Source organism: Rhodococcus sp. NPDC058505, assembly GCF_042720095.1.
Lineage (GTDB): Bacteria > Actinomycetota > Actinomycetes > Mycobacteriales > Mycobacteriaceae > Rhodococcus_G.
Window position 1 is genome coordinate 1 of record NZ_JBHXNB010000044.1, and the last position, 10,836, is coordinate 10,836.

General features: G+C 69.2%; 11 protein-coding genes. 5 read left to right on the plus strand and 6 right to left on the minus strand.

Going from position 1 to position 10,836, the window contains the following annotated elements:
* Positions 1 to 571 (minus strand): tyrosine-protein phosphatase (locus tag ACFWPA_RS19210; protein ID WP_378571536.1); only part of this gene is annotated, 571 nt, incomplete at its 3' end.
* 198 nt (positions 572 to 769) lie between these two features.
* Here ACFWPA_RS19210 and ACFWPA_RS19215 point away from each other — a divergent pair.
* Genes ACFWPA_RS19215 through ACFWPA_RS19230 form a run of 4 tightly spaced genes read left to right on the plus strand, consistent with a single transcriptional unit; the run spans position 770 to position 4,506 of the window.
* Entirely contained in the window at positions 770 to 1,141 is a 372-nt protein-coding gene (locus ACFWPA_RS19215) for a nuclear transport factor 2 family protein (protein WP_378508884.1), read from the plus strand.
* A 1-nt stretch (position 1,142) separates the two neighbouring features.
* Positions 1,143 to 1,979, plus strand: a complete 837-nt coding sequence (locus ACFWPA_RS19220) for a mycofactocin-coupled SDR family oxidoreductase (RefSeq protein ID WP_378508883.1) — start codon at positions 1,143 to 1,145, stop codon at positions 1,977 to 1,979.
* On the plus strand, positions 1,979 to 2,827 hold the full coding sequence (locus tag ACFWPA_RS19225; protein ID WP_378508882.1) for a mycofactocin-coupled SDR family oxidoreductase: 849 nt from the start codon (positions 1,979 to 1,981) through the stop codon (positions 2,825 to 2,827). Before ACFWPA_RS19220 ends, ACFWPA_RS19225 begins: the two co-directional genes overlap by 1 nt.
* A 17-nt stretch (positions 2,828 to 2,844) precedes the next feature.
* Positions 2,845 to 4,506 carry an FAD-binding protein gene (locus ACFWPA_RS19230; protein WP_378508881.1) on the plus strand — a complete coding sequence of 554 codons (1,662 nt, stop codon included), beginning with the start codon at positions 2,845 to 2,847 and terminating at the stop codon, positions 4,504 to 4,506.
* Positions 4,507 to 4,593: 87 nt separating this feature from the next.
* Here ACFWPA_RS19230 and ACFWPA_RS19235 read toward each other — a convergent pair whose 3' ends face one another.
* From ACFWPA_RS19235 to ACFWPA_RS19255, 5 genes are all read right to left on the minus strand, one after another.
* Positions 4,594 to 6,219, minus strand: a complete 1,626-nt coding sequence (locus tag ACFWPA_RS19235) for a flavin-containing monooxygenase (RefSeq protein ID WP_378508880.1) — start codon at positions 6,217 to 6,219, stop codon at positions 4,594 to 4,596.
* 254 nt (positions 6,220 to 6,473) lie between these two features.
* Positions 6,474 to 7,403 carry an MBL fold metallo-hydrolase gene (locus tag ACFWPA_RS19240; protein WP_378508879.1) on the minus strand — a complete coding sequence of 310 codons (930 nt, stop codon included), beginning with the start codon at positions 7,401 to 7,403 and terminating at the stop codon, positions 6,474 to 6,476.
* Between the two features lie 112 nt (positions 7,404 to 7,515).
* A complete protein-coding gene (locus tag ACFWPA_RS19245; RefSeq protein ID WP_378508878.1) occupies positions 7,516 to 8,616 on the minus strand; it encodes a CaiB/BaiF CoA transferase family protein in 1,101 nt (366 codons plus the stop codon).
* 93 nt (positions 8,617 to 8,709) lie between these two features.
* Complete coding sequence (locus ACFWPA_RS19250) at positions 8,710 to 9,654, minus strand: esterase/lipase family protein (protein ID WP_378571538.1); 945 nt, start codon at positions 9,652 to 9,654, stop codon at positions 8,710 to 8,712.
* Between the two features lie 95 nt (positions 9,655 to 9,749).
* Positions 9,750 to 10,172: a hypothetical protein gene (locus ACFWPA_RS19255; RefSeq protein WP_378571540.1), complete on the minus strand. Its 423-nt coding sequence runs from the start codon at positions 10,170 to 10,172 to the stop codon at positions 9,750 to 9,752.
* A gap of 35 nt (positions 10,173 to 10,207) precedes the next feature.
* On the opposite strand from ACFWPA_RS19255, the gene ACFWPA_RS19260 reads away from it, so the two are divergent.
* The gene (locus ACFWPA_RS19260; RefSeq protein WP_378571542.1) at positions 10,208 to 10,690 is read left to right on the plus strand and encodes a DUF456 domain-containing protein; all 483 of its coding nucleotides are present in this window, start codon (positions 10,208 to 10,210) and stop codon (positions 10,688 to 10,690) included.
* The last annotated feature ends 146 nt before the right edge of the window (positions 10,691 to 10,836 follow it).

Below are 10,836 nucleotides of genomic sequence, written 5' to 3' on the forward strand. Positions count from 1 at the left end.
CCATGTCGGTGAGCAGGGTCGCGAACCCGGCACGCTCGGCCGAGCCGGTGACGAAGTCACGGTTCATCTCGCGCATCATGATGCGCGCGTCGTCCGGGGTGCGGATCTGATCGACCATCTCGCTCACGTTGCCGGACAGGATCGGGATCCGGACGTACGCGACGTCGGCGGGCAGCCGGTTCGGCTTGTCCGCGGCCTCCTCGTCGCTGCGAAGGTCGTAGATCGTCGACAGTCCCAACTCCTCGAGCACGGCCAGGTCCGCGTCGTTCGGCACGACCGCGTCGGAGCGGTAGAACAGGCCCTCGTTCAGGTGGGCGCCTCCGGCGCCGACATAGCCCGCGCCGGTGCCCGCCACGTCGCGGAAGTTCGCCACACTCGGCAGCCGGGGGGCGTCGGGTGCCCCGGTGCCCAGGCTGCCGAAGTCGAGCGAACCGGTTCCGAAAAGTGTGGCAGCGGAAGGGTGTTCCGTGTCCGGGGTGGGTGTGGCTCCGGCCGTGGCGGTCCCGAGGCCCGTCCACAGCAGGCTTCCGGACAGTGCGGCGGCGGCAATCCTGGAGCGATGTCGGGTCACGGTCGATCCTTCCGGAGGGGGTGAGGCGAACGGACTCGGACGCTAGGTAAGCGTGGGCGCGGAAGGAACCCCGTTCTCCCGCTCGCCGGGAGAAACGATTTCGGATCGTCGACGCGCTTCCTAGCTTCGGGGGTACCAGGCGAGCCGACCCGCACCGGGCGGCCGCCGCGCACCCGCGCCGACCCACAGGAGATTGCGATGACCACTTCCGACGACGTCACCACTGCAGTGCGGCGCTACCTCGCGGAGGTGGCCTCGGGCACCGGGAGCAGCATCGCGGCGCTGTACGCGGCCGAGGCGACCGTCGAGGACCCGGTGGGCAGCGACCCGCACCGCGGGGTCGAGGCGATCGCGGCGTTCTATGCGGCGATCGAGCAGACCGAACGCAGTACCGAACTGCTGACGATCCGGGTGGCCGGGGCCAGCGTCGCCTTCCACTTCCGGGTGACGACGACGGTCGGTGACCGGACCGTCGTCGTCGAGCCGATCGACGTCATGACCTTCGACGCCGAGCTGAAGATCACCAGCATGCGCGCCTTCTGGTCGCAGGCCGACATGGTGGTCGGCTGACATGGCCGCGCTCCCGCAGGTCACCGGCACCCGCATGGCGGGCCGGGTCGCGCTGATCACCGGCGCCGCGCGCGGGATGGGCCGCAGTCACGCGATCCGCCTGGCGCAGGAGGGCGCCGACCTCCTCTGCCTCGACCTGCCCGGCCGTGCCGGCGAGACGAACGCCGACCTTGCCGAGACGGCGGAGACGGTCCGCTCGCTGGGGCGCCGCGCGGTCGAGTCGACCGCCGACGTGACCGATCCCGACGCGCTTTGTGCGGTCGTCGAGCGGGGCGTGGAGGAACTCGGCAGGCTGGACGTGCTGGTCGCCAACGCCGGGATCTACGCCAACACCGGACCGACCTGGACTCTCGACCCCACCGCGTGGCGGACGATGCTGGACGTCAACGTCACCGGCGTGTGGCACAGCGTCAAGGCCGCGGCGCCGCACATGCGCGACGGCGGCGCGATCGTCGTTATCGCCTCGACCGCTGCGATCCGGGCGGTACCCGGTGCCGGTCACTACAGCGCGAGCAAGCACGCGGTCATCGGCCTCGCGCGCAACCTGGCCAACGAACTCGGCCCCCGGTCGATCCGGGTGAACACCGTGCTTCCCGGGTCGGTGTCGACGTCGATGATCATGAACGAGGAGACCTTTGCGCGGATGTGCCCCGACGTGGAGAACCCAACGGACGAGGACCTGGCCGACCGGTTCCGGGCCAACCACCTGCTGCCGGTGCCGTGGGTGGACCCGGTGGACATCAGCAACGCGGTGTTGTACCTGGCCTCGGACGAGGCGAGGTACGTCACCGGAACGGAAATCGTGGTCGACGCGGGCCTGACCCAGAAGGTGTCCTGATGAGTGAGCGACGCGAGAACTCAGGGCGGGTCGAGGGCACCGTCGCACTGGTCACCGGTGCCGCACGCGGTGTCGGGCGGGCCCAGGCGGTGCGCCTGGCGGAGGAGGGCGCCGACATTATCGCGATCGACCTGTGCGGTCCGGTGCCGACCCACGATGGTCCGCACGCCACCGCACAGGATCTCGACGAGACGGCGCGGCAGGTCACCCGACTCGGCCGCAGGATCGTCGCGGAGGTCGCCGATGTCCGTGACCTGCCCGGGCTCGAGGCCGCCGTGCAGCGCGGTGTCGACACCCTCGGCCGGCTCGACACCGTGTGTGCCACGGCGGGTATCGGCGGATCGGCTCCGGTACTGGAGATGGGGGAGGAGGTCTGGCAGAGCATGCTCGACGTCAACCTCACCGGCGTCTGGCACACCTGCACGGCGGCCGTCCCGCACCTGCTGCGCACCGGCCGCGGTTCGATCGTGCTCACCAGTTCGATTGCGGGGCTGCGTGGTCTGCGCAACGTCGGGCACTACGTTGCGGCCAAGCACGGCGTCGTCGGTCTGATGCGGACACTGGCAAAGGAACTGGCGGACAGCGGCATCCGGGTGAACACCCTGCATCCGACCAATGTCGACACACCGATGATCCAGCACGACCGGGTGCGGCGGGCGTTTCGGCCGGACCTCGACGATCCCACCCGGGAGGAGTTCGCCGAGGCGGCAAGGACCATGAACCTGCTGCCGATTCCGTGGGTCGACCCTGTCGACGTCGCCAACGCCACCCTGTTCCTGGCGTCCGACGAGGCCCGCTACATCACCGCCGCCGCCCTGCCCATCGACGCGGGCGCCATCCACAAGTGAGCACAGAGGAGTCAGCCATGACCGAACTCAACCGGGACTGGGATCACGAGGTCGACTTCCTCGTGGTCGGCAGCGGGGCCGGTGGCTTCAGCGCCGCACTCGCCGCCGCGGCAGGCGGCCTCGAGACCCTGATCATCGAGAAGTCCGCCGTCTACGGGGGATCCACCGCGCTCTCCGGCGGCGGGATCTGGGTGCCCAACAACCCCACGCTGCTGCGCGAGGGACTCGGGGACACCCGAGACGACGTGCGGGCCTACCTCGACGCGGTCGTCGGGGACCGGGTGCCGACGAAGAACCTCGACGCGTTCATCGACGAGGGCCCGAGGATGGTCGAGTTCCTCGAGAACTCGAGCCCGCACATGCGTTTCCAGTGGTGCACCGGCTACTCGGACTACCATCCCGAGGCGCCGGGCGGTCGGCCCGACGGGCGTTCGATCGAGCCGTTGCCGGTCGACCTGCGCAGCCTCGGTGCGGACGAACACCTGCTCCGCCCGGCGGCGCTCGCGACCCCGCCGGGGTTGTACATCACCTCGAAGGACTTCGTTTCGCTCAACATGGTCATGCGGACCTGGAAGGCGCGTCGGGTCGCGCTGCGGACCGGGCTCAATGCCGTGAGGGCACTGCTGCTGCGGCGGCGCATGGACACCCTCGGCCGCGCGCTGATCGCCCGGTTGCGGCTCGCGCTCAGGGACGCGGGGGTGCCGCTGTGGCTGAGCACCCCGATGACCTCCCTCGTCGTCGACGAGTCCGGGGCCGTGCGCGGGGTGGTCGCCGAACGCAACGGCCGGACCACCCGGATCGGGGCCCGCAGGGGAGTGCTGCTGGCCACCGGCGGATTCGAGTGGAACGAGGACATGCGCAAGCGGTACCTGCCCGAGGGCGGCCGGGACAACTTCAGCGCCGGATCCAAGGACAACACCGGCGACGGCATCATTGCCGGTGAGGCCATTGGCGCGGCAGTCGATCTCATGGACGACGCCTGGTGGATGCCGTCCTTCCAGCTGCCGAACGGGCAGGTCACGGTGATGGTGGCCGAGCGGTCGATCCCGCAGGCGATCATCGTCGACCAGCACGGTAAGCGGTTCACCAACGAGGCCGCGCCGTACGTGACGTTCGTGCACGATCAGTTGGCAGGTGGACACGGTCCGGCCTGGTTCCTGTTCGACGAGCGAGCCAAGAAGCGGTACCCGGTGGGCGGGATCATGCCGGGCATGAAGTTCCCGCAGGCCTGGCTGGACTCCGGGCTGATCGTCACCGCCCCCACCATCGCGGAGCTCGCCGGGAAGATCGGGGTTCCGGCGGCGGCCCTCACCGGGACCGTGGACCGGTTCAACGAGTTCGCCCGGCACGGTCGCGACGAGGACTTCCACCGCGGGGTGAGCGCGTACGACAACTACTACGGCGACCCGACCCTGCCGCGGCCGGTGCTCGACGAGCTGAACCACGCGCCCTACTACGCGTTGCGCATGCGGGCCGGTGACCTCGGGACCAAGGGCGGGCTCGTCTACAACGAACACGCCCAGGTGCTCCGCGGCGACGGGACGGTCATCGACGGGCTGTACGCGGTCGGCAACGCCTCCGCCGCAGTGATGGGCAACGACTATGCGGGAGCCGGCGCGACCATCGGACCGGCCATGGTGTTCGGCTACATCGGCGCACGTCACGCCGCCGCGAAGTAGGCACCGGACAGCAATCGCCCCTTCCGTCGAACGAGACGGAGGGGGCGATCGTCGTCGGATCGGTTGCGGGACACCGATCGGGCCCGGTCACCCCGCGAGGATCGCGAAGCCCTTGTACCCGGATTCGGCGACCTCGGTGATGATCTCCCGATACGCCGAGAAGCCGCCGAGGAACGGCATGAACACCCGCGGCCGGCCGGGAATGTTCGCGCCGAGGTACCAGGAGTTCGCGGTGTTCAGCAGCGATGCCTCGGCGCGGGTGCGGCATTCGTCGACCCACTCGCCGACCGCGTCCTCGGTCCCCTCGATGCCGAGGGCGCCGCGCGCGTCGAGGTGGGCGATGGCGTCGGCGACCCAGTCGACGTGCAGCTCGGAGTGCAGGACCATGTTCGCCAGCACCGAGGGGCTTCCCGGGCCGGTGAGGTTGAAGAAGTTGGGGAACCCGGCGACACCGAGACCGAGGTAGGTGCGCGGTCCCGCGGCCCACGCCTGCTTCAGGCTGCGGCCGCCGCGTCCGACGATCTCGAACTTGTCGAGCGACCCGGTCATCGCGTCGAAGCCGGTGGCGAGCACGATCACGTCGAGGTCGTAGTGCGCTGCGGTGGTGTCGATTCCGGTTTCGGTCATGCCGACGATCGGTGCCGCCTTGAGGTTCACCAGTTCGACGTTGTTGCGGTTGAAGGCCTCGTAGTAGCCGCTGTCGGTGACGATGCGCTTGGCGCCGATCGCGTGATCGGACGGCACGAGCAGGTCGGCGATCGCGGGATCGTCGATGACGGACCGGACCTTGTCCTCCCAGAACTCGCGGGCGGTGTCGTTCGCGGCCCGGTCGGTTAGCTGGTCCGGGAAGGTCTTGGAGAACAGCACACCACCGAGCTTCCAGCGCTCCTCGTAGGCGACGCGGCGTTCCTCCGCGGACGCGTCGAGGGCATTCTTCGGGTGCGCGCGGTGCGGCGATCCGCCGCCGCTCTCCCGCGACAGCTGGCGCCGCTCGGCGTAGCCAGCCTTCTGCTCCGCGCGGGTCGCGTCGTCGAGCGCGGTATTGCCCGCGGGCACGCTGTAGTTCGCCGATCGTTGGAAGACGAACAGGCGGTCGGCCTGCTCGGCCATGTGTGGGATCGACTGGATGCCGGACGAACCGGTGCCGATCACTCCGACGCGTTTGCCGGTGAAGTCGACGCCCGCGTGCGGCCAGTGCGCCGTGTGGTGCACGTCCCCGGCGAAGGAGTCCAGGCCGTCGAAGGCGGGGGTGTTCGCATGCGAGAGCGGTCCGGCGGCCACCACGAAGAAGCGAGCCGAGACGACATCGCCGCGATCTGTTCGCACCGTCCAACGCAGGGTTTCCTCGTCGAGGGTCGCGGAGGTGATGCGGGTGTCGAATCGGATGTCGCGGCGCAGGTCGAAGCGGTCTGCGACGTGATTGAGGTAGGCCAGGATCTCCGGCTGCGTCGCGTACTTCTCGCTCCAGTTCCACTCCTGCTCAAGTTCAGGGGAGAACGAGTAGGAGTAGTCGACGGACTCGACATCGCAGCGGGCGCCCGGGTAGCGGTTCCAATACCAGACACCGCCGACCCCGGATGCGGCCTCGAACGCCTGGACGGTCAGGCCCTGCTGACGGAAGCGGTGCACGGCGTACATCCCGGCGATGCCTGCACCGAGTATGACGACGTCGACGCGGCCGGTGAGGGTGGGTGCGGAATCCTGGTCGTTCACTGAATGTCCCTCCACAAGAACGAATCTGCGTGAATCGGACCGGCATCTTCCGGCCTCCGCGGTTCACGGCGATATGCTCACGCTATGACTGGGCAGCTCGCGTGAGCACCGTGCTTCCCGCCCACCGGGCGGTTTTGGGCGATGGCGGGCGCGGCTTGCAGGCTTGACTATCCGCGTGGGCCACGGATCTCGACCTCGATGGCGAAGTCGGCTGGCGACCGTACTGTGACGAGCTGGGTCTGCGTTGTCCTCTGTCACTCGATGAGCTGCTGTGCAGCGTGGTGATCGTGAGTGGGTATGACACGCACGCGGTGCCGCGCCACATGGAGGCGATGCAGTGTCGAGAAGGCGGCGTCGCGGTCGTTGTCGGCGAACCGTCCTGGAAAGCCGGTCTTTTGGCGCAGGCGATCGACTTGCTCGTAGTGCCACGCGGCGTCTCCAGCAAGCAGGACCCACCCTCGTGTCGTGCGGGCAAGGACACCGACGCTTCCGGGGGTGTGCCCAGCCAGCTCGACCAGGACGACGGAACCGTCGCCAAAGACGTCGTGGCTTGCCGTGAAGGTCGAGATGGGTGGCCCGTCGAGGTCGTAGGTCACGATCGTGCGGGGCGCAGACAACGAGTCCCGGACTCCGCCGTGGGGTGCTATGGCGCCGTCCATGATCCAAGCCCGTTCGCTCTCCCGCAGGTGGACAGGGAGGCCTGGCATGTCCAGCAAGCCCGACACGTGATCCCAGTGGGCGTGCGTCGGCAACGCGAAATCGAGGGGGTATGGCTCCATGCGCAGCGCGTCGGCGGTGGCGATTGCCCTGCTTGTCGGTCTCATGGCCATGCGTAGGGGGCCACCAGGAAGCTCATGGAGGGCTCGTGTCTCGGGGTTGCGGCACAACCCGGGGTCGACGATGAACGTCGCGTCGGGGTGCTCGACGACGAAGGCCGTGAGGGAATTGGCGACTCTGTGCACGGTGCGCCGGCCTTCGACGATGCCGATTTCCGGTACGAGCCGGGGAATTTGGGGCAGCGGTCGGACTCTGACTGTGCGGATCCCGGTCGGCAAACCAACATCGACGATGGACTCAAGCAGTCGCCGGTCTGGTCGCCGGGGTCGCAGGCTTCCGCGCACCGATTCGGCTGCGGCGGACAAGTACTCACGCGCCTTCGGGGTGTGAACGAGTGCGCTGACCATCGGAGGTGTCTCCTTCACACGCGGGGGCGCCACCGCGACCGTCGGAAGTGCCCGATGACACCGGCGATGGTCGTGCCGCGGGACCCGGCACGACCATCGCGGGTGATTCCGGTCAGCGCCAGAGGCCGTCGATGTCGGTGGCCTCGGTCGCCGGCGGGGTCGGCAGGTCCGGCTGGGTGCGGGAGAACCGCGGCGCTGGCCGGTGCTGGACGACCCGGTCGAGCTCGACGAGCGAGCCGCGGGCCGCGATGTGCGCGTTGTCCGGGGCCTCGGCGAAGGTCAGCACCGGGGTGGTGCAGGCGTCGGTGCCGTCGAAGATCACCGCCCACTCGTCGCGGGTCTTCGACAGGAACGTCTCGGTGAGGATCTTGCGCAGATCCGGCCAGCCGTTCCGGTCGTTCTGGCCGGGCAGCGCCGCCGGATCCAGCTCAAGCAGGCGCAGCAGCTCGGCGTAGAACTGCGGCTCGATCGCCCCGACCGCCATGTACTTGCCGTCGGCGGTCTCGTAGGTGTCGTAGTAGGGGGCGCCGGTGTCGAGCATGTTCACGCCGCGCTCGTCGGACCACAGGCCGGTGCCGCGGAAGCTCCAGATCATGTGCGAGAGGGCAAGAGTGCCGTCGACCATCGCCGCGTCAATGACCTGGCCCTTGCCGGAGGTCTGCCGCTCGACGAGGGCGGCGAGGATGCCGAACACCAGGAACATCGAGCCGCCACCGAAGTCGCCGACCATGTTCAGCGGCGGGACGGGGCGCTCCCCTTCACGGCCGATCGCGTGCAGCACACCGGTCAGCGAGATGTAGTTGATGTCATGACCCGCGGACTGCGCGAGCGGTCCCTCCTGGCCCCAGCCGGTCATCCTGCCGTACACCAGCCGCGGGTTGCGCTCAAGTGCGACATCGGGGCCCAGGCCCATCCGCTCGGTGACGCCGGGGCGAAAGCCCTCGATCAGCACGTCGGCACGCTCGAGGAGGCCGAGCACCTTCTCGATGTCGGCGGGATCCTTGAGGTTCGCCTCGACGACCCGGCGGCCACGCTGGGTCTGGTCGTGGCGGGCGTCGGGGCCCGGAATCTGCCCGGCCCGCTGCACCCGCACGACGTCGGCGCCGAGGTCGGCGAGCAGCACCGCGGCGTGCGGGCCGGGGCCGATCCCGGCCAGTTCGACGACGCGGATGCCCGCGAGCGGGCCCTTCCCTGACACAGCTTCAGCGGTCACGACTCTCCTCGTTTCTGGGGCGCGGTGCGGCCCGATCGACTGACCGTAACCCGAGACGGGGCGCCGGTGTGCCGTGGGTCACGATCGGACCGCTCACCAGTTCCCGGGGAAGAGGAACCCCTGCGGCATGCACGGAACGGGGGCCGCGTTGTCCGGGTCGAGGGCGCCAAGCACGAAACGCCACGACCGCTCGTTGTACAGCGTCGAGACGTGGTCGCTGCGGTCCTGCGGGCAGCCGTCCTGGAGCAGAATGTTGGTGACGTTCGGCCCGTCCAGGTACTGGTTCGTGTACGGGGTGACCACCTCGTCGTACTCGGTCACGATCGTCGTGTAGGTGACCCCGGGGCGGGTGTCGCCGTTGCCGTAGACCTCCCGCTGCACCGGACTGTCCAGCGCCTGCTGGATGAGGGCGGGGGTGATCGCCTCCAGGCCGCGGTACACCGCGGGCCCCAGCGGCGGGAACATGGTGCGCATGAACACGATCCCGTTGAGCGAGGTGCCATGATTGGACGGCGAGATGCCGACCATCTTGTCCACGTACCGGTCGCCGCCGAGCACGTTGAGGTAGTACAGCGGCATGATCCCGCCGCCCTGAGAATGCCCGACGAGGTCGACCTTCGCGGCGCCGGTGAGGGCCCGCACCTCGTCGACCTTGGCGGCCAGTTTCCGGGATCCGGACCGGATGTCGTCGAGGCCCTGGAACGGAATCTCCGACAGCCACACCGGGTTTCCGTAGTTGAACGAGAACACGCAGTAGCCGTTGTTCTTCAACAGTGGGGCGCCGGCCTGCCAGGCCAGCGACTGGTTGGTGCCGGTCGGATTCACCAGAATGACCGGGTTGGGATGTTCCTCCGACGGCGTGCAGTTCGGGTCGTTCGCGCCGGGCGGTGACGCCTCCGGCAGCATGCCGACCCCAAACGCCGCCCCCAGATCGAACGGAACGGGCAACGGCCCGAACGTCACCGGATCCGCCGACGCGGTCCCCGCACCGACCGCGATCCCCGCCGCGACGACCAGTGCCGTCGTGAGCGCGCCCAAACCGAATCGTCCCCGAACTCTCACGGTGCCCCCTCGTGACTGCCGCCCGGGAATCCGGGCAACATTGCGGGGCAACCTATCACGACCGGCCGCCGCTACAGCAGGCCCGCGACGAATCCGGAGAAGAGTACCGCGAAACCGCCGATTTCGCCGACGATCAGCGCCGCCATCGACAGGTGCAGCGGGACGCCCGCGTGCGCGAACTGATTGTCGGTGTCGCGGCGGGCGCCGTGCAGGATGTAGCTGCCGATCGCGGCGACGAAGAAGAACACCACCACCGCGGCGGCGGTCAGGTTCACGCCCGTCGGCCAGGCGCTGAGCTCGACGAACACCGCGATCAACGCGGTCGCGAACGCGTACATCAGCGCGGCGCGGTGCGCGATGTCGACGTACGGGTGCGCCAGGTGATTCTCCGAGGTCGCCATCTGCCGGTACTTCCAGACGCCGAGGCCGAGCGCCAACAGGAAGATCACCCCGGCCGCCAGCAGTGTCATGGTGGTGTCGATGCCCAGTTCCATGGCCGACCATCCTGCCCTCTGGCACAGTGACGCCCGTGAGTGCGGGTGCGGAGGTACTGGTCGGGCTGGCGATCCTGGTCGGATTGGTCGGCGTCGTGCTGCCGATCCTGCCCGGTGCGCTCCTGATCCTCGGCGCGATCGGGGTGTGGGCGGTCGTGGAGGGAACCGCAACGGCCTGGGCGGTGTTCGGTGTCGCCGCCGCGCTGCTGGTGATCTCGGGGGTCGTCAAGTACACCTGGCCGGGCAGGCGGATGCGGGACGCCGGGGTCCCGAACCGGTCGCTGGTGATCGGGGCCCTGCTCGGCATCGTCGGGTTCTTCGTGATCCCGGTGATCGGCCTGCTGCTCGGGTTCCTGCTCGGCACCTACCTGTCGGAGGCGCAGCGGCACCGCACCCACGCCGACGCGTGGCGGTCGACCGTGCACGCGACCAAGGCGGTGGGCCTGTCGATCCTGGTGGAGTTGCTCGGCGCGCTGCTGGCGGCCGGCGTCTGGCTGGCCGCCGTCACCCTGGCCTGACCGCGTCACCCCGGCCTGACCGCGTCGCACTGACCTGACCGCGTCACCCCGGCCTGACCGAATGTGGGATTCGGTCACATGAAGTGACCGAATCCCACATTCGGTCAGGCGGGTGGGCGGTCTGGCGGGCCGGGTGGGTGGTCAGA